18 protein-coding genes and 1 pseudogene are annotated in these 20915 nt (G+C 60.5%); 10 read left to right on the top strand and 9 right to left on the bottom strand.

The window, feature by feature from the left end:
• The first annotated feature begins 140 nt into the window (after positions 1–140).
• Complete coding sequence (fecA, locus tag CKW11_RS23290) at positions 141–2471, top strand: TonB-dependent Fe(3+) dicitrate receptor FecA (protein WP_095139561.1); 2331 nt, start codon at positions 141–143, stop codon at positions 2469–2471.
• 213 nt (positions 2472–2684) lie between these two features.
• Here the strand turns inward: fecA and CKW11_RS23285 are convergent, their stop codons facing one another.
• Both CKW11_RS23285 and CKW11_RS23280 read right to left on the bottom strand, forming a co-directional pair.
• Entirely contained in the window at positions 2685–3089 is a 405-nt protein-coding gene (locus tag CKW11_RS23285) for an HPF/RaiA family ribosome-associated protein (protein ID WP_027610895.1), read from the bottom strand.
• Between the two features lie 200 nt (positions 3090–3289).
• Complete coding sequence (locus CKW11_RS23280) at positions 3290–4237, bottom strand: LysR substrate-binding domain-containing protein (RefSeq protein WP_095139560.1); 948 nt, start codon at positions 4235–4237, stop codon at positions 3290–3292.
• Between the two features lie 135 nt (positions 4238–4372).
• Here CKW11_RS23280 and CKW11_RS23275 point away from each other — a divergent pair, with 135 nt between their 5' ends.
• The 3 genes from CKW11_RS23275 (at position 4373) to CKW11_RS23265 (ending at position 7750) form a co-directional block, all read left to right on the top strand.
• On the top strand, positions 4373–5749 hold the full coding sequence (locus CKW11_RS23275) for an L-serine ammonia-lyase (protein WP_095139559.1): 1377 nt from the start codon (positions 4373–4375) through the stop codon (positions 5747–5749).
• Positions 5750–5835: 86 nt separating this feature from the next.
• Complete coding sequence (locus CKW11_RS23270; RefSeq protein ID WP_095139558.1) at positions 5836–7137, top strand: HAAAP family serine/threonine permease; 1302 nt, start codon at positions 5836–5838, stop codon at positions 7135–7137.
• 295 nt (positions 7138–7432) lie between these two features.
• A complete protein-coding gene (locus tag CKW11_RS23265; RefSeq protein ID WP_095139557.1) occupies positions 7433–7750 on the top strand; it encodes a DUF3509 domain-containing protein in 318 nt (105 codons plus the stop codon).
• Here the strand turns inward: CKW11_RS23265 and CKW11_RS23260 are convergent.
• On the bottom strand, positions 7747–8247 hold the full coding sequence (locus CKW11_RS23260; protein WP_095139556.1) for a phosphate-starvation-inducible protein PsiE: 501 nt from the start codon (positions 8245–8247) through the stop codon (positions 7747–7749). The two genes, CKW11_RS23265 and CKW11_RS23260, sit on opposite strands and share 4 nt — an antisense overlap.
• Positions 8248–8572: 325 nt before the next feature.
• Positions 8573–9292, bottom strand: a complete 720-nt coding sequence (locus CKW11_RS23255) for an autoinducer binding domain-containing protein (RefSeq protein WP_095139555.1) — start codon at positions 9290–9292, stop codon at positions 8573–8575.
• 155 nt (positions 9293–9447) lie between these two features.
• Between CKW11_RS23255 and CKW11_RS23250 the strand changes: the two genes are divergently transcribed.
• From CKW11_RS23250 to CKW11_RS23230, 5 genes and pseudogenes are all read left to right on the top strand, one after another.
• Positions 9448–10002: an acyl-homoserine-lactone synthase gene (locus tag CKW11_RS23250; RefSeq protein WP_095139554.1), complete on the top strand. Its 555-nt coding sequence runs from the start codon at positions 9448–9450 to the stop codon at positions 10000–10002.
• Positions 10003–10149: 147 nt separating this feature from the next.
• The gene (locus CKW11_RS23245) at positions 10150–11394 is read left to right on the top strand and encodes an AfsA-related hotdog domain-containing protein (RefSeq protein WP_095139553.1); all 1245 of its coding nucleotides are present in this window, start codon (positions 10150–10152) and stop codon (positions 11392–11394) included.
• Positions 11391–12539 (top strand): NADH:flavin oxidoreductase, encoded by a 1149-nt coding sequence (locus tag CKW11_RS23240; RefSeq protein ID WP_095139552.1) that lies wholly within the window; start codon positions 11391–11393, stop codon positions 12537–12539. Before CKW11_RS23245 ends, CKW11_RS23240 begins: the two co-directional genes overlap by 4 nt.
• A gap of 13 nt (positions 12540–12552) precedes the next feature.
• Positions 12553–13323 (top strand): SDR family NAD(P)-dependent oxidoreductase, encoded by a 771-nt coding sequence (locus CKW11_RS23235; RefSeq protein WP_095139551.1) that lies wholly within the window; start codon positions 12553–12555, stop codon positions 13321–13323.
• A gap of 188 nt (positions 13324–13511) precedes the next feature.
• A pseudogene (locus tag CKW11_RS23230) lies at positions 13512–13766 on the top strand (YebG family protein); the annotation flags it as partial.
• Positions 13767–13944: 178 nt separating this feature from the next.
• On the opposite strand, the gene CKW11_RS23225 reads toward CKW11_RS23230, so the two are convergent.
• A complete protein-coding gene (locus CKW11_RS23225) occupies positions 13945–14964 on the bottom strand; it encodes a Glu/Leu/Phe/Val dehydrogenase dimerization domain-containing protein (protein ID WP_095139549.1) in 1020 nt (339 codons plus the stop codon).
• A gap of 172 nt (positions 14965–15136) precedes the next feature.
• On the opposite strand from CKW11_RS23225, the gene CKW11_RS23220 reads away from it, so the two are divergent.
• Positions 15137–15940 carry a SirB1 family protein gene (locus CKW11_RS23220; RefSeq protein WP_095139548.1) on the top strand — a complete coding sequence of 268 codons (804 nt, stop codon included), beginning with the start codon at positions 15137–15139 and terminating at the stop codon, positions 15938–15940.
• Between the two features lie 185 nt (positions 15941–16125).
• On the opposite strand, the gene CKW11_RS23215 is transcribed toward CKW11_RS23220, so the two are convergent.
• The 4 genes from CKW11_RS23215 to hmgA all read right to left on the bottom strand — a co-directional run bounded on the left by CKW11_RS23215 (position 16126) and on the right by hmgA (position 20914).
• Positions 16126–17496 carry an aromatic acid/H+ symport family MFS transporter gene (locus CKW11_RS23215; RefSeq protein ID WP_095139547.1) on the bottom strand — a complete coding sequence of 457 codons (1371 nt, stop codon included), beginning with the start codon at positions 17494–17496 and terminating at the stop codon, positions 16126–16128.
• A 157-nt stretch (positions 17497–17653) separates the two neighbouring features.
• Positions 17654–18289 carry a maleylacetoacetate isomerase gene (gene maiA, locus CKW11_RS23210; protein WP_095139546.1) on the bottom strand — a complete coding sequence of 212 codons (636 nt, stop codon included), beginning with the start codon at positions 18287–18289 and terminating at the stop codon, positions 17654–17656.
• Positions 18290–18301: 12 nt separating this feature from the next.
• Positions 18302–19606 carry a fumarylacetoacetase gene (gene fahA, locus CKW11_RS23205; protein ID WP_095139545.1) on the bottom strand — a complete coding sequence of 435 codons (1305 nt, stop codon included), beginning with the start codon at positions 19604–19606 and terminating at the stop codon, positions 18302–18304.
• A 3-nt stretch (positions 19607–19609) separates the two neighbouring features.
• Positions 19610–20914, bottom strand: coding sequence for a homogentisate 1,2-dioxygenase (gene hmgA / locus CKW11_RS23200; protein WP_095139544.1), 1305 nt, complete (start codon positions 20912–20914; stop codon positions 19610–19612).
• Position 20915: the final 1 nt, after the last annotated feature.

Here is a 20915-nt window from a genome sequence, read left to right as displayed (position 1 = left end):
CATTGGCTCGGTGTACATCCTGTAGGAGCTGCCGCAGGCTGCGATCTTTTGCCCTCGAAAAATAAATGAGCCGTTTTTCAGATCTGGCGTGACAGAGAAGGAAAGCCCCCCTTGATTCAACCTTCTCAGGATCACCCTTCATGCACCCGACCCGCCTCACGCCACTGGCCCGCAGCCTGCGCAACCTCGTACTGGGCGCCAGCCTGAGCTTCAGCGCTCTGCCGGCCATGGCCGCCGAAACCAAGGTTTACCACATCGCCCCGGCGTCGCTGGAAAACGCCCTCAACCAGTTTGGTCGTGAAGCCGGCGTGCTGATTTCCTTCGGTTCGCAGATCACCAGCGGCGTGCAAAGCCGTGGCCTGGAAGGCAGCTACAGCACCGCAGAAGGCCTCGATGCACTGCTCGAAGGCACCGGCCTGCAAGCTCGCGCCGAAGGCAACAATGCGTTCAGCCTGCAACCGCTCGGCGACACGGCGCTGGAGCTGGACACCTCGAAAGTCGTCGGTGACTGGCTCGGTGACGCGGCGCAGGCCAACGTGTTCGAACACCCCGGCGCCCGTGATGTGATCCGCCGTGAAGACTTCGAACGTCAGGGCGCGACTCAGGCGCGCGATGTGCTCAACCGCATCCCCGGGGTCAACGCCCCGGAAAACAACGGCACCGGCAGCCACGACATGGCGCTGAACTTCGGCATTCGCGGTCTCAATCCGCGCCTGGCCGCGCGCTCGACTGTGCTGATGGACGGCATTCCCGTGCCGTTCGCACCTTACGGTCAACCGCAGTTGTCGTTCGCGCCGATCAGCATGGGCAACATGGATGCCGTGGACGTAGTGCGTGGCGGCGGCGCTGTGCGTTACGGCCCGCAGAACGTCGGTGGCGTGGTCAACTTCGTCACCCGCGCCATTCCCGATGAGCCGACGGTCAAGGGTGGCTTCCAGACTGAGACCAGTCCGTCGTCGAGTCATGACGGCTTCAAAACCAGCGCCAACCTGCTGGCCGGCGGCACCAACGAAAATGGTCTGGGCGGCGCGCTGCTGTACTCCGGCACCCGTGGCGGCGACTGGCGTGAACACAGCGACAGCGAAATCGACGACCTGATCCTCAAGGGCAAATACCAGCTCGACGACGCCAACAGCTTCAACGCCATGGCCCAGTATTACGAAGGCAAGGCCGACATGCCCGGTGGTCTCAACGTCGCCGATTACGACGCCGATCCGTATCAGTCGACGCGCCTGAAAGACCAGTTCTGGGGTCGCCGCACAATGTTCAACTTCGGCTATCGCTATCAGGAAGATCGCCGCGAATTCACCGCCAACACTTTCTTCACCAAGACCCTGCGCAGCGGTTATCTGGATCAGGGCTCGTTCCTCTCGCTGTCACCGCGCGAATATTGGGTGCGCGGTTTCGAAACGCGTTTCGCCCAAGGCTTCGACCTCGGCGCGACCAGCCATGAAGTCGGCGTCGGTTACCGCTACATCAACGAGGCTGGCCACGAATTGCGCTATCGCACGCCGATCAGTAGCAACCAATACCCGACCACCGACAGCCGCAACGACCGTGACACCCGCGGTGGCACCGAAGCTAATGCGTTCTTCGTTGACGACCGCATCGACATCGGCAAATGGACCATCACCCCGGGCGTGCGCTACGAGATGATCGAATCGCAGCAGACCAACAACCTGACCGACGTCAAATACAAGGGCGACTACAACACCGCACTGCCAGCGCTGAATGTGCTTTATCACCTGAGCGACAGCTGGAATCTGTACGCCAACACCGAAGGTTCGTTTGGCAGCGTGCAGTACAGCCAGATGCCCAACCGCGTCAGCAGCGGCGAAGTGAAACCGGAGAAAGCCCGCACCTGGGAACTCGGCACCCGCTATGACAACGGCGCCCTGCGCGCCGAGATTGGCGCGTTCCTGATCAACTTCGACAACCAGTACGAAAGCAACCAGACCAACGATTCGGTGATCGCCCGGGGCGAGACCCGCCATCAGGGCATCGAGACCAGCGTCAACTATGCGCTGGATGACTTGAGCCCGGCACTCGCCGGTTTCGATGTGTACGCCACTTACGCCTACGTCGACGCGACCATCCGCGAAGACGGGCCGAACAAAGGCAATCGCGTGCCGTTCTCGTCGAAACACAAAGGCACGATTGGTGTCGGTTACACCGAAGGCCCGTGGAAACTCAACGTCGACAGCAGCTTCCAGAGCGACCAGTTCGCCGACAACGCCAACACCTCCAAGGAAAGCGCCGACGGCAGCACCGGCAAGATCCCCGGCTACATGCTGTTCAGCAGCCGCGCCGGTTACGACTTCGGCCCGCAATTGTCGGATCTGAACGTGGCGGTGGGGGTGAAGAACATTTTTAATACCCAGTACTTCACCCGCTCGTTCGATGACAACAACAAGGGCAAGTACGTGGGTGAACCGCGCACGGTGTATGTGCAAACTTCTGTAGCTTTCTAATAAAACTGTGGCGAGGGAGCTTGCTCCCGCTCGGCTACGGAGCAGCCGTAAATCCTGCTAATACAGTCTGGCTGTTGAACGCCGTGCAGGTATTGGGGCCGCTTCGCAGCCCAGCGGGAGCAAGCGCCCTCGCCACACTGTTCAGCAACACAAACAAAAACGGGCCTGCTTGCGCAGGCCCGTTCTCATTGGGTGGCTTGAAAAATCAGCGCATCAACTGTTGATCGCTGCCTGTTCGTTCTCGAGAAACTCTTCCTCCAGCAGTGCGTCATTCGCCTTGCTGAACGGCACGATGGCGGCGCGGGGTTTGCCTCGCAGTTTGCCAAACAGGTGCTCCAGCGCGTGTTCCAGTTTTTCGGCTGCACCGTCGATCGCCTGTTCCAGCGAATCGGCTTTATGGGTGACGGAAATCGGTTGATGGCCTTTTGGCCGCGCTTCCAGTTGGCAGCGCAAGTCATGGGGACCTGGTTTGTCGCCGTTCTCGTCGCTCAGGTGGACTTCGACACGGGTCAGGTCTTCTTCATAACGTTCGAGCGTGCTCTCAATAGTTGTACGTACCCACTCCTCCAGTCGCTTACTGCTTTGAATATGGTTATCGCTGTTGACTTGGATTTGCATAGTTCATCCCTTATTTCAGCTAGCTCGCCAGAGGCCTTGAGTTGGATTTCCTGACCTCCTGGTTACAACAATCGGCCCGACCGACGAACATTTCAACCCCTGAAAAAAGATAAATATTCATTCGCAAAAAAAGCCGGACAACCGAGCAAGTCACTGGTAAGGTCGGGAGTTGGGTCGCCTCGCAACCCTGCAAAATCTGCTCACAATTGCCCGTCGTTCAACGGGTGCAAGCTGCGGAAAATCCCCGCCTCCTCCACCAGCCAGTCATGCACGGCGCGCACGCCCGGATGGCTCAAGGCCCCCGGCGCATACAGCAGCACGTAGCGTTTGTGGTTGGGCACCGACATTCCGAACGGCACGATCAACGTCCCGCGCTCCAGTTCATCGTTGAGCAATGTGCGTCGGGCAATCGCCACGCCCATGCCGGCGATCGCCGCTTCGATGGTCAGGTGATTGCGATTGAACGTGTGCCCACGCCGTACGTCGGCGCCTTCAAAGCCAATCGCGTTGAGATAAAACTCCCATTCCGCGTATTCATAACTGCCGCGCCAGGCGGTGATGTCGTGCAACAACGGGAAATGCGCCAGATCCGCCGGCCCGTGCAGCGGAGGGCGTCCGCGCAACAAACTCGGCGCGCACACCGGGAAAATCTGCTCATCGAGCAAGGCTGTGGATAACAGGCCCGGGTAGCTGCCGTCATTCAGATCGATTGCCAGATCGAAGTCGCCCTCGTGCAACGGCACGCTGCTGTCCTCGGCCACCAGGCGCAACTGGATGTCGGGATAACGCTGTTGCAGACGCGGCAAACGCGGGGTCAGCCATTTGCTGAGGAACGACGGAATCGAGCGCACCCGCAGAATCCCGCTGATCATCCCCGCATCCAGTCGGCGCAGTTCAGCATCGATGCTGCCGTAGGCCTCATTGACAGTGATGGCCAGACGCTGGCCTTCCGCACTCAACTCGACACCCCGCGCCCGGCGATGGAACAGGCGAAAACCGAGGCGCTCTTCCAGTTGGCGAATCTGCTGGCTGACCGCCCCCGGGGTGATGTGCAGCTCCTCCGCGCAACGGGTGAACGACAGGTGCCGCGCGGCACAGGAAAACACCTGCAGCCAGACGTAGGTCTGGGCGTGCAATTGACGACTCATCGTTTAGTCCTGCTAAAGGCTTTCTTAGGAAGTTTCGTTGGTCACGTAGAACCGAGGTAGGCAGTATCGCCGACATTGCGCTTGTCCTACAAAAAATGGCAGCGATTCCTACTCCATTGCTTGTAAGGGTTTAGCATGGCTATCAGTGTTTTCGATCTATTCAAAGTCGGCATCGGCCCGTCCAGCTCCCACACGGTTGGCCCGATGCGCGCCGCCGCGACCTTCGCCCAAGCGCTGATTGACCAACGGTTGCTCAACGATGTGCGCCGCGTGGAAATCCGTTTGTACGGTTCGCTGTCGGCCACCGGTGTCGGCCACGCCACCGACCGCGCCACCGTCATGGGCCTGATGGGCGAATGGCCGGACAGCATCGATCCGGCGACCATCGATCCACGCATCCAGCAACTGCGCGAAAGCGGCCTGTTGCTGCTGGCCGGGCACAGAGAAATTTCCTTCAACTGGCAGCACGATCTCCTGCTGCTGGACGAAAGCCTGCCCTACCACCCCAACGCCATGTCGCTGACAGCCTTTGGCGAAAGCGCCGAGCTGTTCACGCAAACGTACTACTCGATTGGCGGCGGTTTCATCATCGAAGCGGCGGAAGCCGAGTCCGGTGTGGCGCCGGCTGGCGACGTGGTGTTGCCGTACGATTTTTCCAGCGCCGCCGAACTACTGAGCCTGTGTAAAACCCACAACCTGCGAGTCTCTGAGCTGATGATGGCCAACGAACGGGCCTGGCGCAGCGACGCTGAAATCCGTAGCGGCTTGCTGCACATCTGGTCGGTGATGCGCGAGTGCGTTGAGCAGGGCCTGCGCCACGAAGGCATCCTGCCCGGTGGTCTGAACGTACCGCGCCGCGCGGCGAAACTGCACCGCAGCCTGCTGGAAATCGGCAAGCCGAACGTGATCAGTTCGACGCTGTCGGCGATGGAGTGGGTCAACCTGTTCGCCCTCGCGGTCAACGAGGAGAACGCTGCCGGCGGGCGCATGGTCACCGCACCGACCAATGGCGCAGCCGGGATCATTCCGGCGGTGCTGCACTACTACATGAAATTCAACCCGGAAGCGTCCGACGATGACGTGGTCGCGTTCTTCATGGGCGCCGCCGCCGTCGGCATTCTATGTAAGAAAAATGCCTCGATCTCCGGCGCCGAAGTCGGCTGTCAGGGCGAAGTCGGTTCGGCCTGCGCCATGGCCGCGGCGGGCCTCGCTGAAGTGCTCGGCGCGACCCCGGAGCAATTGGAAAACGCCGCCGAAATCGGCCTGGAACACAACCTCGGCCTGACCTGCGACCCGGTCGGCGGCCTGGTGCAGGTGCCGTGCATCGAGCGCAATGCCATCGCTGCGGTGAAGGCGATCAACGCCACGCAAATGGCCCTGCGCGGCGACGGCAAACACTTTATTTCCCTCGACCGGGTGATCCGCACCATGCGCGACACCGGCGCCGACATGCATGACAAATACAAAGAGACTTCACGGGGCGGCCTGGCCGTGAGCTGGGTGGAATGCTGACGCGCGTTCCCTGACCGCCCCGGCAGGCCGCAGACAGCGGCCTGCCAACCGTGAGCCCGAGCAAAAATAATAACGAGGCAAAAACGATGACCGATGTACGTACACCTGCTGCCGAAAATCCCGCTGTAGATCGCACACGCAACAACGAAATTGCCCACAAGGGCTGGAGCAAACCCGACACCACCTGGATGCTCGGTCTGTACGGTACCGCGATTGGTGCCGGCACCTTGTTCCTGCCGATCAATGCCGGTGTCGGCGGTTTCTGGCCATTGCTGATTCTGGCGCTGCTGGCGTTCCCGATGACCTTCTTCGCCCACCGGGGACTGACCCGCTTCGTGCTTTCCGGGCGTTCCGGCGACATCACCGAAGTCGTCGAAGAACACTTCGGTATCGGTGCCGGCAAGCTGATCACCCTGCTGTATTTCTTCGCGATCTTCCCGATTCTGCTGGTGTACAGCGTCGCGCTGACCAACACCTTGAGCAGCTTTCTCGAACACCAATTGCACATCGCCCCGCCACCTCGGGCAATTCTGTCGCTGGCGCTGATCCTCGGCCTGATGGCAATCGTGCGCTGCGGGCAGAACGTGATCGTCAAAGCCATGAGCGTGCTGGTCTATCCGTTCGTTGCCGCGCTGCTGTTGCTTGGTCTGAGCCTGATCCCCAACTGGAACGGCGCGTTCTTCGCCAGCGCTCAAGAGCCAATGCCGCTGTCGACGTTCCTCAAGACCTTGTGGCTGGCGATCCCGGTGATGGTGTTCTCGTTCAACCACTCGCCGATCATCTCGGCGTTCGCGGTTGACCAGAAACAGCGCTACGGCGAGCAGGCCGAACGCAAGAGCAGCGGCATCCTCGCCATGGCCCACGGCATGATGGTGGTGACAGTGATGTTCTTCTGCTTCAGCTGTGTGCTGGCGCTGTCGCCGGCCGATCTGGCCGCGGCCAAGGCGCAGAACATTTCGATCCTGTCGTACCTGGCCAACCACTTCCAGACCCCGGTCATCGCTTATGCCGCGCCGCTGATTGCGCTGGTGGCGATCACCAAATCCTTCCTCGGCCACTACATCGGCGCCAGCGAAGGCTTTCAGGGCATGATCGTCAAGAGCCTGCGCGGTCGTGGCAAGGTGATGTCGGCGAGCTGGCTGAACCGTGCGACTGCGCTGTTCATGATCCTCAGTTGCTGGGCCGTGGCCACCTTTAACCCGAGCATCCTCGGCATGATCGAAACCCTCGGCGGGCCGGTGATTGCCTGCCTGTTGTTCCTGATGCCGATGTACGCCATCCGCCGCGTGCCAGCCTTGCGCCAGTACTCGGGACAGGCGTCGAACGTGTTCGTGGTGCTGATCGGCCTGATTGCACTGTCGGCGATCATCTATTCGGTTCTGCCCTGAAACGGGCCACAAATGACAAAGGCGAGCCATGGGCTCGCCTTTTTTATGCCGTATCCATTGTCCAACAATTTTCCCGGCATGCCCCTTGCAAATCCCCTGTAGGAGCTGCCGCAGGCTGCGATCTTTTGATCTTCATGACCGAAGTCAAAACAGCGCAGATCAAAAGATCGCAGCCTGCGGCAGCTCCTACATAAAGCAACAACACAGGCCACGGAATCGCCGATGATCAGGTATTGCGAACCAACCCGATCACGGCCGGTCAACAACTGCACGTTCAATCAGGCGGTGACGCATCATGGACAACCCTTTTCAGATCATTACCGATGCCTTCGCGCCGGACTATCAGATCAACCTGAGCATTCAAGGGCTGGACGGCAGCATCATGCTGACCCTGTCCAACAGCGGCAGGATCGTCGCCAAACGGATGATCAGCGCCGAACAACGCAACGATCCGGTACGGCTCAAGCGGCTGGTGCAAAGCATCCAATTCGGCATCGCCATCGAGCAGGGCCACAGTGCCATGGCGATCCTCGAAGCAATGACCAGCGGCGGCGGGCTGCCCCCGCCACCGCAGCAGAGCAACGGCCAGCCTCGGCCGTCGATGGGGCTTTAAAGCTCGCCCTTCTCGATCTCGGGGTGTTCACCGGAGCCGGCGCCGAGCTTGCGTTGCGGTTTTTCGATCTTCACCGATGGAAATTGCGACGAGGCGTAACGCACCACCAGGATCGACAACGCCAGCAACAGAATGCCGCCGCACAGGTAGATGATGCCCATGTCCGGCGGGTTGTGGTGCGAGACGTTGGAGATCAGCAGGCGGGTCAGCGCAGTGATCGCCACGTAGATCAGGAAGCGCACCGGCATGTGGTTGGTCTTGAAGTAAATCCCGACCATCGCCCCCAGTTCCAGATAGATGAACAGCAACAGAATGTCATCGATCTTGATGTGGCCTTCTTCGAGCATGCCGAGAAATTCCATCACCGCCGCCCATGCGGTCACCGCACCGATGGCGAACAGCGCCAGGTAGTGGAAGGTCTCGACGAACAGGTTGCCCAGGGACTCGGCCAGTTGATGCACGTTTTGCCGCAGTTTCTCGGCCCAGTTGATTTTCACGATGATGTTCCTTAGCCCGATGCGAGCGGATGATGCCGGTTGGACGTGACGGTTTTCCGTATGCGCTATGCGCCATGCAGAAACGAGGCCACGCATCATGGCGAGACGGCATGAAACCTGCGCCGTGGCGTTTGGTCGCACCGTTGAACAGGCACCGTCGACAGGAATGTTTATGACGGTATAACTGAAGTTTCTTGATGAATTCGTTACGCTTGAAAAAGCATTAGCTTATAAATGAAATATTATTAATCGGGCAAATCTGTGAACTCGCGCACAAACACTCCGGTTATTCACCAGTTAGTTATCCAATAAATTATCAGGGTAATTATTTCCACAGCAGGCCCATCAGCGAAGCTTTAACTGCAGCGGCGATCTTGTTTTGGCAACCGAGTTTCTTCAGGCAATGGTTAATATGGAAGTTTACTGTCCTTTTGCTGATGCCGAGGATCACCGAAACATCGTCCGATGACTTTCCGTCAGCGGTCCATTGCAGGATTTCCTTTTCCCTCTGCGACAGTTCTATCGGCACCGGGAGCACCGAATCGGCGCCGCGCATCTGCAGGCGCGTCAGGCCCAGGTGAGTAATCTGGGCCAACCAGGACAGCTGCGCCTGTTTGGTTTCGAGTTCCAGCGCGGTGATCGTCTCGCCGCCCCGGGCAAAGGTCACCAGCCCTTGAGTTTCGCTGTTGAGCAGTGTCTGCCCCCAGCCCTCCGAGAGCCCGTGAGCCTGCGCTTCCTGCCAGAATTCGGGCGTCTGAGCCTTGAGTTCAGCGTCCCACAGCACCGGTTTCACGCTGCGCATTGCGCGCTGAACGTAAGGATCGATGTCCAGGTAACGATTGGCGGAATAGGCAGCTTGCCAGGCGGGCGAATAATTATTGGCGAGAAAAAGACAGGGTTTGGTGATGGGGAAAAGCCTGCGTGAACCGTAAGCCACATAATCAAACTCCAACTGCCTGGCGACGGTCTTGATACTGTCGAACAACAACTCGACATCCGTTGCAGACATGGCGTTTTCCAACAGTTCAGCCTGCCAATATGACATAGAGATTCCTTTCCCACAGTTATTGCTGTCGGCCTCTTGCCAACATGCCTAGCATATTTCCAAATGTTTCCGCTAGCTGTCAAGGGTGACAGGTAGTATGCGAGCGCAGTGTGCACTTTAATCGCCACCCAACCAATCACTAAACGGAATCTGTGATGGATTACTTGTCAGGACGTTATGACGAGTTGACGACAATAAAGCGTCAACGCTTGGCTCAATATCGCTATCAGGTGTTCGTCGAACGCCTCGGCTGGCAGTTATCCACGCCGGACGATTTCGAGTTCGACCAATTTGATCACAGCGGCACTCACTACATCGTCGCCGAAGAGCACGACGGCAACATCAAGGGATGCGCCCGCCTGCTGCCCACCACCCAGCCGTACCTGCTGAGTGAGGTGTTCACCTCGTTGCTCGGCGACAAACCTGCACCGTGCGGCGATGACATCTGGGAGCTGTCACGCTTCACCTCACTGGACCTCGATGCCGAAGGCGGCAGAAACGAACAGGTGATGTCCGACGAAAACACCGTTGGCCTGTTCATGGCCACGCTGGAGTACGCCCGAGCCTGCGGCGTTTCACATCTGGTGTCGGTGTCCCCGGTTGCCATCGGACGCCTGCTCAGACGTGGCGGTATCGACTACAAATGGCTGGCGCCGCTGCAGGTTCTGGACAACCGAACCCTCGGCGCCTGCTACATCACGGTGCAGTAACCCTGCCCGACACTTGACAACAAGAAAACAAAAAACACCTCAACTGAAGCTGCTGACACCCGTCGAGCAGCACCTTTCGGTGTGGGTCGATTTCACGCCATGGATAGCAACTGCCTTACAACCAACGTTCAACACAGAGGGATGATCATGATCGACATGCACAGGAAAGTTGCCAAAGACATCGTCCACAAGGGCCACGATGACGACGTGCTGATTTACGACGCTCACCACTTGCTGCCGGCCTGGCTGCCTGCGGCCATCGTGCAACAGGCCAACCTTGATCCAGTGGAGCTGGAGGTCGTCAATCAGGCCTATCGGCTCGACAGCGAGCGACTGGTGCTGCGCTCGCTGCCAACGATCATCGACCTGCAGGAACTCGAACAGGCGGGCCTGTCGGACTGTCTGCCGGAGCTGCTGACGAATTACGAAAAGGCCACCGACCATCTGATCCTCAGCGGCATCTGGGTGCTGGAAAGCACCGAGGCCAAACTGGCTCGACTGCCCGGTTGCGGCAACGGCCTGAACCTTGCACAGCGTCGACAGGTGCATGATGTCCTGAAAAACCTGGACGGCTGCCCGCAGCAGGGGCTGCTCTATTTCACCCTGTTCAACGACACCGCCAATTACTTTTTCTACCGCAAGCACCACGAGCACGTGCCGGGCCTGATGCTGATCGAAGCGGCACGCCAGGCGATGTACGCGCAGTTCTACGAGCACAGCGGTTACGCCCGCGGCGAAGTGTCGATTTCCATCGTTGATCTGCTGTCGAGTTTTCCCCGTTACACCGAGTCTTCGTTTCAGGTGGATGTGCTGGTCGGCGACTACGAAGGCATGGCCCAGCCACGGGCGCGCAAGGTCGACAAGCGTGCGCGATTCTTCCAGCGTGGCGAGCTGGTGGCCGACATTCGCCTGCACGGCGAAGTGATCAAGATGCCGGTGTTCAAGCGCATGCGGAATATCAACATCGACCCGGCCTGCTGGTTCCGTCCGCTCAAGGGCATACGCCATGAAGTGTTGGTGCGCCTGGATTCCGGTCGTCACCTCTCCGCCCGCCTTGAACTGTTGTCGATGGCCGGTCTGCAAGTGCAATGCGACAGCCCGCTCGAGGCTTCCGAGCGCGGACACGTCTACCTGTACCTGGAAAACGAAGGGATGATCAGCCTGCCGTTGCAATCGCTGCATGCCAGCGACGCGACAAAGGCCGGCACGCTCAAACTGCATCTGGCAGAGCTGGATTCGCCGTTGCGCTTCAAGTGGCGCGAAGTGCTCAAACAGTTCGCTTACTTCTCCCACGAAGAAACCGCCCCGGCCCCGGCGCCCGTCCTCGGGCAACCGTTGTGGATGACCTTCGATCAAGCTTCGGCAATGCCCGAACAGAGGAAGGAAGCATGATGCCGCGCTATCCCCACGTGCTGGAGCCTCTGCGGCTGGCCGGCGGGCTGGAGTTGCGCAATCGGCTGTTCTTCGCGTCGATGGGCGTCGACCTGGCCGATCACAGCGGGTGCGTGACGCCCGCCATGATCGAGTTCTATCAGGGCATCATGGAGGGCGGTTGCTCCATGGCGTTTCTGTGCAACGCCACGGTCTCGCCGCAATCGCGTCTGCAGAGCACCGGGCTCGGCCTGTTCGAACAGCATCAGGGTGAATCGCTCAGGGCGATGTTCGCCATGGCCGAGCAGGTCAACACGCCGGTGGGTGTGCAACTGCAGCATTACGGCGGTCAGGGCACCACCACCCATACCGGCGTTGCCGTGCTGACCCCGAGTGGCGTGCCCTGCCCGCGTGTGTCGAAACTTGATCCGGATTATCGTGTGCGGATCATGGACGAAAGCGACATCGCCCTGGTGATCGAGCAGTTCGCCCATTCCGCCTGGCTGGCCTGGACCAACGGCGCACGTCTGGTGCAATTGCAGGCGTCCAACGGCTACCTGCTGAGCAGTTTTCTCTCGCCGCACACCAACAAGCGCACCGACCGATATGGCGGCAGCGAAGAGAACCGCGCGCGGCTGTTGCTCGACGTGGTCAGGGCCATCCGCGAGCGCACCCAGGGCCAACTGATCGTCACCATTCGCCTGGGCATCGACGACCGTCTGGGCGCTGAAGGGCTGCAATATCCGGACCTCAAGGAAACCGTGCAGGCGCTCTGTCAGGCCGGCGTTGCCGCGCTGGAATGTTCGATGTGCATGGGCGCGACTTTCGGCCAGTTGATCGTGCATTCCGAGACCATGGACCAATACCTGCAGGCCGGGGTGCGGGCGATCAAGTCGGTGTCGACAGTGCCGGTGGGTTACGCCGGGTTCATCGACGGGCTGGACAAGGCCGAGCAGTTGCTGGCCGACGGCGTATGCGATTGGGTGGGTATGTCGCGGGCGCTGTTTGCCGACAACGACCTGATCAACAAAACCCTGCAAGGCCGCTCCGCCGACATCCACAAATGCCGATGGGACAGCCAGTGCTTCAGTGACAAAAGCAATCCGCGACTGGATCGGGTGTATTGCTGCGTAAACCCGAAATATTTACGCCCCGCGTTGGCATAAGGAGATGCGACATATGTACGATTTTCTGGGAAAAGTGTGCCTGGTCACCGGCGGCACCAGCGGCATTGGCGAGACCGTCAGCGAACGCCTGATCAAGGCCGGCGCCGATGTGATCGTGTTCGGCCGGGACGAAGAAAAAGGCGCGGCGCTGGCCGATCGGCTGGGTGAACACTGTCGCTTCATTGCCTGCGATGTCGGTGATCCGGCACAGGTCGAGCAGGCATTCGCGACCATTCGTTCGGTCTACGGCCGCCTCGACTGCGCGTTCAACAATGCCGGCGTGACCGCCAAGTACGGGGCGCTCGCGCAATCGTGCCCGGATGACTGGATGAAGGTGATGAACATCAACGTCAACGGCACCTACCACTGCATGCGCCATGAACTGCAACTGATGCTCGACCGCGGCACCGGGGCGATCGTCAACACCTCATCCTGTGCCGGGGTGGTGCCGATTGGCGGCCAGGTGGCCTATGTCGCCAGCAAGCAGGCGATCAACGGCATGACCCAGGTGGCGTCGATCGAAAACGCGCGGCTGGAAGAAGGCGGCTGCATTCGGGTCAATGCGGTCGCCCCCGGGCCGATCCTCGGCGGCATGAACAACGAGGCACGCCTGAAAGCCACACCGGAAAACACCCAGCGCAAAATCAACGTGACGTCGATGAAGCGCTTCGGCACGGCGGACGAAGTGGCCAACGCGGTGCTCTGGCTGCTCAGCGATCAATCCGCTTACGTCACGGGTGTGATCATGCCCATCGATGGGGGTTACGCCAGCGGCAAGTTCTGAAATCAAATAAACCAACGACCCGCCATGTGCGGGTCGTTTGGTTTTAGGGCCAGTGTCAGAAAAACCGCCGAATCCGGTCTACAGTGAAAAGCCGCTACCCAAAGCGCAGGGATTCGCTTATCCTTTTCGCTGTATATAGATACAGTAGTCGCAAAGACAACCAAATGTGAAGGCATGTGAGGTGGTGAATGGCCGTCGAAGTGGTATACCGCAGCAGCCGAGATCTGGAGCGCTTGTTCATGGATAAAGCCGAAGCTGACCGTCATGACAAAATGCTCGAACTGGCCGAGATGCTGTCCGAGGTGTTGCAAAAAGCCGTGCCGTCGCTGAACGAGCAGCAGGTTGAAGAAGTCGGGATCTATATGGCGAAGAACCGCGATGTATTCGCCAAAGCTTTCAAGAGCCAGCCTGATGCGCTGTCGGAGCTGATCAATGCACCGGCAGAAGTGGTCGAAAAAGACGCAGCGGCTGAGCCGGAAGAGACTCCGGTGAAGCCGGTTAAAGCGGCGAAAGCTGCCAAGTAACAAGGTTTGAATCGAAAAGATCGCAGCCTGCGGCAGCTCCTACATATGGAATGCGTATTCCCTGTAGGAGCTGCCGCAGGCTGCGATCTTTTGCTTTTCAGCGATACAGGACTTTTTCCGCCAACTCATCCGCCACCCGCGCCGGCGAGCGCTTCTCGGCCTGCGCATGGGCAAACACCTCGGTCAGCCGCGAAGAAATCTTCGACAGGTGCGCAGTAATCGTCCCCAGCTCTTCGCCGCGATGCTTGAGCGAGACATAAATCAACCCGCCCGCATTGATCACATAATCCGGTGCATACAGGATCCCGCGTCGCTCCAGTTGATCAGCCACATCCAGATGCGTCAGTTGATTGTTCGCCGAACCGGCCACCGCCGAGCAGCGCAATTGGGTGACCGTGTGACTGTTGAGCACCCCGCCCAGCCCACAAGGCGCAAGGATGTCGCAGGGTGTGCTGAGCAAGGCATCGTTGGCGATCGGATGCGCATTGAGCTGCTCCATCGCCAGTTGCACCTTGCCGTGATCAATGTCGCTGACCAGCAACTCGGCGCCCGCCGCATGCAGTTGTTCCGCCAGCGCATAACCGACATTGCCCAAGCCCTGAATCGCCACGCGCAAGCCTTCGAGATTGTCGCTGCCCAAACGCGCCATGGCGGTGGCGCGAATCCCGGTAAACACGCCCATCGCCGCATGCGGCGCCGGGTCACCGGCCGAAGTGGTGCTGGTGACATGGCGGGTCTGCTGGGCGATGCAATCCATGTCCGCCACCGAAGTACCGCTGTCGATGGCGGTGATGTAGCGACCGTCGAGCTGCTCGATGCTGCGGCCAAACGCTTCGAACAACGCCGCGCGGTTTTCCACATGCGCCGGGCGCACGATCACCGCCACTCCGCCGCCCTGATCAAGCCCGGCCAGGGCAGCCTTGTAGCTCATGCCCTGCGCGAGGCGAATGGCGTCCTCGACTGCGGATTCGTCGTTGGGATAGGCAAGATAACGGCAACCGCCCAGGGCAGGCCCGAGGCGACTGTTATGAATGGCAATGACCGCCTTCAACCCGGTGACCGGGTCAACGCTGAGGTGCAGCGATTCCAGGCGAGTGCTTTGCATGAGAGCGAACATCGGCAGGCTCCCGAATCACTTCTGGTAGACGCCAGTATAGGCTTGCGCCCAAAAATTGCTGAAGCGCGCCGGAATAAGCGCCCGCTTCGACGGCGACTTTGCGGCATAACCTGGCCGGTACTGGACGAATGGCGCAGACGGGGCTAAAACGAGGCATTCCCCGGAGATTGCAATGAGTCCGCGCCAACGTTTTTTCGAGTGTCTGCACCGTTCACCGCCCGCGCTGTTCGAAGCGGCGCTGTGGATGGCTGCCGAGCACGAAAAAGGCCTGGATGTCGAAGCGTTGCAGCAAGACTTCAAGGAGCTGCTGCAGCGCGTCAGCTGCGGCTTGCCGATGCTGCCAGTCAGCGAACTGGCGCAACCGTTGCTGCGGCGGATGAATGATCTGGGCTTCTCTCAGGATGACTTTCTGCCGTTGCGCCCGCAGGTCGCGTTGTTGCACAAAGTGTTGCAGACCCGTCGCGGCCAGCCGCTGACCCTGTCCTTGATTGCCCTGGAATTGGCCCGTGGTCTGGAGATTCCGCTGGTCGGGGTGAACTTCCCGGGGCATTTCCTGCTGCGGGTGCCCGGTGCTGATCATCTGCTGGATCCCTGCGGTGGTCGGCGGCTGTATCCCAATGATTGTCGCGAGTTGTTGCAGCGTCAGTACGGCGCGCACCTCAAACTCAATGCCGATCATATGGCCACCGCCACCCCGCAGCAGATGCTCCAGCGCTTGTCACGCAACCTGCGTCAGTTGCATCTGGCGCATGAGGATTACATCGCCGCGCTGATCGATGCCGAACGCGTGCTGGAACTGGGCGGTGCCAGCGCGGCCGACTATCTGGCCCGCGCCAGCCTGTATCAACGGCTCGATTGCCCGAACGCCGAGCGCTTCGATCTGGAGCATGCGCTGCTGCTTAGTGACGATCCGATCCAGCGCCTGCGTCTGACTGAGCGGCTTGGGCACCTGCCACCGAATTCCGTTGTGCACTAAACGCGTTTTGTAGGAGTGAGCCTGCTCGCGAAGCATCGTGTCAGCGATGAATGCATCGAAACCTGGATCGCCTTCGCGAGCAAGCCCGCTCCCACAGGGTTCAGCGTGGCCCCATCCTTCTGCATCACAACGTTCCCTTGTGGGAGCGTGGCTTGCCCGCGAAGCAGGCGCCACCGATTTTCCTGTCAGACCGCGTTATCGTTCTTCGCGAGCAAGCCCGCTCCCACAGGGGATTGTGGGGTGTCTGAGGGCGAGCGCACCTGAATGATCAGCAGCGCCGCAATGACCGCCGGAATCGCACAGAAGAAGAAAATCTGCGTCACCGGAATGTGCATCGCCAGCAGCATGCTGCCGAACAGCGGCCCGAGGATCGAGCCGAAGCGCCCTACCCCCAGCGCCCAGCCAGTGCCCGTGGCCCGCACATGCGCCGGGTAGAAATTACTGGCGAAGGCGTTCAGCGTCAGTTGCCCACCGATGATGCAGAAACCGGCGGCAAACACGCAGGCCACCAGATAGCGTGGATTGTCGTGGTTCAAACCCAGCAGAATCGTGCACAGCGCCGCCCCGGCCAGCACCGCGCAGAGCAGCCGCACCTTGCGTTTCAAACGGTCGGCGAACCAGGCCATGCAAACCGCGCCCAAGGTGCCGGCGAACAGGAACATCGAGGTCACCAGATTCGCTTCGTTGAGTTTCAGGCCGCTTTCCAGCAACAGCGTCGGCAGCCAGCTGATCATGAAATACAGCAGAATCAGGCTGACAAAAAACGTCGCCCAGATCAGCAGGGTCGGTCGCGCATAACCGTTGCGGAACAGCTCGACCACGGTCAATTTGCTGCCCTGCTCGCACTCGTTCTGTTCGACGGACGCGGCCGGCGGTTGCCAGTCGGGCAGCATTCGCGCGGTGACTTTGCGCAGGCGCGCATAGGGCGGCGCATCGCGCAGCAGACGCGGCAACGATTCCGGCAACATCCACCACAGGAACGGGAACAGCAGCAATGGCGTGATACCACCGGCGAGGAACACCGCTTGCCAGCCAAAGCGATCGATGAAGCCCGCAGCAACAAAACCACCCGCTGCACCACCAAATGAAAACCCACAAGCGGCCAGCGTGACCATCAAGGTGCGCAGACGAGGCGGTGAATATTCCGACATCAAGGCCATGGCACTAGGCATCGCACCGCCCATGCCGATACCGCAGATGAAGCGCGCGATCAACAGAGTATTCAGCGAGTCGGCGAACACCATCAGCACCGTCAGACTGGCGTAGATCAGCACGCAGGCGAGCAGGATGCGCCGCACACCGAAGCGGTCGGCCAGCGGCGTCACCGCGAGCGAGCCGAGCGTGAGGCCCAACAGGTTGGCGCTGAAAACGGGCCCGAACGCGGCTTTCTCCAGCCCCCAGTCCTGAGCCAGGGCCGGCACCACGTAACCGAGCACCTGGGCGTCATAGCCATCGGTGACCAGCAACAAGGCGAGCAGGATCAAGAGCAACCACTGATAGCGGGACACAGGACGGGCGTCGAGTGCCGCGCGAAAGCTGGCAATCTGGTTGTGCATCGCAAGATACCTGTTTTGTTTTTATGATTTTTGTGTACGGCGCTGATCCCCTGTAGGAGTGAGCCTGCTCGCGATAGCGGTGTGTCAGTCAACATCCCCGTATCTGACACTCCGCTATCGCGAGCAGGCTCACTCCTACATTGGGCAGTGTGGCGCTTTAAGGGGTATCGGGCTGATTGGCCGGATGCGCCTTGATGAACGCCGGATGCTCAGCCGCCAACGCCGCCACCCGACAAATCCGCGGGTAAGCCTCCAGCGAAACACCGAAGCGCTCGGCCGCATACAACTGCGGAATCAGATACACGTCAGCCACACACGGCCATTCACCGAAACAGAAACCGCTGTCACCGATCAATTGCTCGACGGTCGCCAGCCCCTGACTGATCCAGTGCGCGATCCACTCCACCACCTGCGGCTCTTCGTGGCCCAGCTGACGCAGGCGATTGAGCACGCTGACGTTGTGCAACGGATGCACGTCGCAGCCGATCACCGCCGCGACGCCGCGCACATGAGCACGGGCGGCGAGGTCTTCGGGCAGCAATGGCAGCTGTGGATAACGCTCTTCCAGGTACTCGATGATCGCCGGCGACTGAATCAGCAGCTCGCCGTCATCAGTGCGCAGGGCCGGCACCCGGCCCTGTGGATTGATCGCCAGGTACGCCGCCTGCCGGTGCTCGCCCCCGGACGGCGCAATCAGGTTGACCGGCAACGCGGTGTAGTCGAGCCCCTTCAACGCCAAGGCGATGCGCACCCGGTATGACGAGGTCGAGCGGTAATAGGTGTAGAGATCCATGATCCGCTCCTGTCAGCGCGCCGCCAGCACTTTGCCACGGCATTCGCCGAAGCCGATCGAGGCAAAACCGTCACGGGCACAACGCGCGCGCAGGATGATTTCGTCGCCGTCTTCGAGGAATTTGCGCACTTCACCGGAGGCCAGTTCGATCGGCTTTTTACCGCCCTCGGTGATTTCCAGCAGGCTGCCGAACTGACCGCTTTGCGGGCCGGACAAGGTGCCCGAACCGAACAGGTCGCCGGCCTGCAACTGGCAACCGTTGACGCTGTGATGCGCGACCATTTGCGCGACGGTCCAGTACATGTAACGGGTGTTGCTCAGGGTCAGGCGATGGGCCGGCAGATTCTGCTCGCGCATGGCCTCGGTAAGCAGCAGCACTTCCAGTTCGATGTCGAAGGCGCCGCCATCCTGATCGCGCTTGTCGAACAGGTATGGCAGCGGCTGCGGATCACCTTCCGGGCGCGCAGGTTGCGCCGTGCGGAATGGCTCCAGCGCTTCGGCGGTCACCACCCACGGCGACACACTGGTGATGAAGCTCTTGGACAAAAACGGCCCCAGCGGCTGGTATTCCCATGCCTGGATATCGCGGGCAGACCAGTCGTTCAGCAGGCAAAAACCGGCAATGTGCTCGGCGGCGTCACCGATGGAGATCGGCTCGCCCATTTCGTTGCCCTGACCGATCCAGATGCCCAGTTCCAGCTCGTAGTCCAGTCGGGCGCAAGGGCCGAAGGTCGGCTCGCTCGCACCGGCCGGCAGGGTCTGGCCTTTCGGGCGGCGCACGTCGGTGCCGGAAGCGCGCACGGTGGAGGCGCGACCGTGATAACCGATCGGCACGTGCTTGTAGTTCGGCAGCAGCGGGTTGTCCGGGCGGAACAGTTTGCCGACGTTCTGCGCGTGCTCGATGCCCACGTAGAAGTCGGTGTAATCGCTGATGCGCGCCGGCAGGTGCAGCTGGCAATCGGTAGCCAGTGGCAACAGTTTCGCGCCCTGGGCTTCGATGGCGCCGCGATGGCTGCTGCCTTCGCTGAACAATTCCAGCAAGCGGCTGCGCAAGGTTACGCGGGCTTCGCGACCGAGGTCGAAGAACGCGTTCAGCAGGCCGCCGTGCATGGCTTCGACCGCGCTGCGTGCCACGTCGTCGAACAGGCCGGCTTCAAGCGCCACCTGCAGATCGAAGATATGTTCACCGATCGCCACGCCCGCGCGCGGCGCCGAGCCGCCGGTGCTGAACACACCGAGCGGCAGGTTCTGTAGCGGGAAATCCGCGTGGCCGTTGGCCGAGGCAACCCAGCTGCGGGTGATGGAAGTCTGAGTCATGGGTTATCTCCGGGTCGGGTCGAACGTAGCGGGCAGCGTGGCCCAGCAGGCGTCGTAAGTGGATTGCAGTTGCGGGCAGTCGAGGGCGAAGCGGCTTGGGCGCAGCACCTGACTGGTCTCGAACATGAAGGCCATGGTGTTGTCGATCTTCGCCGGTTTGAGTTCCGCGTTGATCGCTTTGGTGCAGGTTTCGCCATCCGGGCCGTGGGCGCTCATGCAGCTGTGCAGCGACGCGCCGCCAGGCACGAAGCCTTCAGCCTTGGCGTCGTATTCGCCGTGGATCAGGCCCATGAATTCGTTCATCAGGTTGCGGTGGAACCATGGCGGACGGAAGGTGTTCTCGGCGACCATCCAGCGCGGCGGGAAGATCACGAAGTCGAGGTTGGCCAGCCCGTACACGCTGGTCGGCGAGGTCAGTACGGTGAAGATCGACGGATCCGGGTGATCGAAGCTTACGGTGCCGATGGTGTTGAAACGGCGCAAGTCGTATTTGTACGGCACGTTGTTGCCGTGCCAGGCCACCACGTTCAGCGGCGAATGATCGAGCTCGGCGCCCCACAACTGGCCGAGGAATTTCTGCACCAGCGTCGTCGGCTGCTGCAGGTTTTCGTAAGCGGCGACCGGCGCCAGGAAGTCCCGTGGATTGGCCAGACCGTTGCTGCCGATCGGCCCCAGGTCCGGCAGGCGCAGTGGCGCGCCGTGGTTCTCGGCAACGTAACCGCGCGCCTGCGGATCAAGCAGTTCGACGCGGAATTTCAGGCCACGCGGCAGTACGGCTATTTCCAGCGGCGCGACTTCGAGCACACCGAGTTCGGTGGCAATACGCAGCCGTCCCAGTTGCGGCACCAGCAGCAGTTCGCCGTCGGCGTTGTAGAACACCCGCTCCATCGAGCGATTCGCGCAATAGTTATAGATGCTGATCCCGGACGGTTTTTCCGCTGCCGAGTTGGCGACCATGCCGATCAGGCCATCGATGAAGTCGGTCGGCTCGGCCGGGATATCCAGAGGATTCCAGCGCAGGCGATTGGGCGTCACCTCACCCAGCGGTCCACCGGCCAGTTGCCGCTCCAGTTTGACGAACGCCGGGTGATTGGCTGACGGCTGAATCCGGTACATCCAGGTGCGCCGCGCTTCACTGCGGGTCATGGTGAAGGCAGTGCCGGAGAGCAATTCGGTATAGAGGCCGTAGGGGGCTTTTTGCGGGGAGTTCTGGCCGATGGGCAAGGCGCCGGGCAACGCTTCACTGCTGAACTCGTTGCCGAAACCGGACTGGTACGCCAGCTCCGACGCGTTTGAATCGAGGTTCATG

Origin of the sequence: Pseudomonas sp. Irchel s3a10 (assembly GCF_900187525.1) — a bacterium.
Classification (GTDB): Bacteria; Pseudomonadota; Gammaproteobacteria; order Pseudomonadales; family Pseudomonadaceae; genus Aquipseudomonas; species Aquipseudomonas koreensis_G.
Note: the sequence above shows the minus strand (reverse complement) of the source record. Positions and strands in the feature narration are given on the sequence as shown.

Coding starts and splice junctions, on each gene's coding strand:
- CKW11_RS23225 (WP_095139549.1), bottom strand. CDS start 14,964: ATGTTCGCTCTCATGCAAAGCACTCGCCTGGAATCGCTGCACCTCAGC.
- CKW11_RS23275 (WP_095139559.1), top strand. CDS start 4,373: ATGGCTATCAGTGTTTTCGATCTATTCAAAGTCGGCATCGGCCCGTCC.
- CKW11_RS23215 (WP_095139547.1), bottom strand. CDS start 17,496: ATGCACAACCAGATTGCCAGCTTTCGCGCGGCACTCGACGCCCGTCCT.
- CKW11_RS23235 (WP_095139551.1), top strand. CDS start 12,553: ATGTACGATTTTCTGGGAAAAGTGTGCCTGGTCACCGGCGGCACCAGC.
- CKW11_RS23220 (WP_095139548.1), top strand. CDS start 15,137: ATGAGTCCGCGCCAACGTTTTTTCGAGTGTCTGCACCGTTCACCGCCC.
- CKW11_RS23255 (WP_095139555.1), bottom strand. CDS start 9,292: ATGTCATATTGGCAGGCTGAACTGTTGGAAAACGCCATGTCTGCAACG.
- CKW11_RS23280 (WP_095139560.1), bottom strand. CDS start 4,237: ATGAGTCGTCAATTGCACGCCCAGACCTACGTCTGGCTGCAGGTGTTT.
- CKW11_RS23250 (WP_095139554.1), top strand. CDS start 9,448: ATGGATTACTTGTCAGGACGTTATGACGAGTTGACGACAATAAAGCGT.
- fahA (WP_095139545.1), bottom strand. CDS start 19,606: ATGACTCAGACTTCCATCACCCGCAGCTGGGTTGCCTCGGCCAACGGC.
- hmgA (WP_095139544.1), bottom strand. CDS start 20,914: ATGAACCTCGATTCAAACGCGTCGGAGCTGGCGTACCAGTCCGGTTTC.
- CKW11_RS23270 (WP_095139558.1), top strand. CDS start 5,836: ATGACCGATGTACGTACACCTGCTGCCGAAAATCCCGCTGTAGATCGC.
- CKW11_RS23285 (WP_027610895.1), bottom strand. CDS start 3,089: ATGCAAATCCAAGTCAACAGCGATAACCATATTCAAAGCAGTAAGCGA.
- CKW11_RS23265 (WP_095139557.1), top strand. CDS start 7,433: ATGGACAACCCTTTTCAGATCATTACCGATGCCTTCGCGCCGGACTAT.
- CKW11_RS23240 (WP_095139552.1), top strand. CDS start 11,391: ATGATGCCGCGCTATCCCCACGTGCTGGAGCCTCTGCGGCTGGCCGGC.
- fecA (WP_095139561.1), top strand. CDS start 141: ATGCACCCGACCCGCCTCACGCCACTGGCCCGCAGCCTGCGCAACCTC.
- CKW11_RS23245 (WP_095139553.1), top strand. CDS start 10,150: ATGATCGACATGCACAGGAAAGTTGCCAAAGACATCGTCCACAAGGGC.
- maiA (WP_095139546.1), bottom strand. CDS start 18,289: ATGGATCTCTACACCTATTACCGCTCGACCTCGTCATACCGGGTGCGC.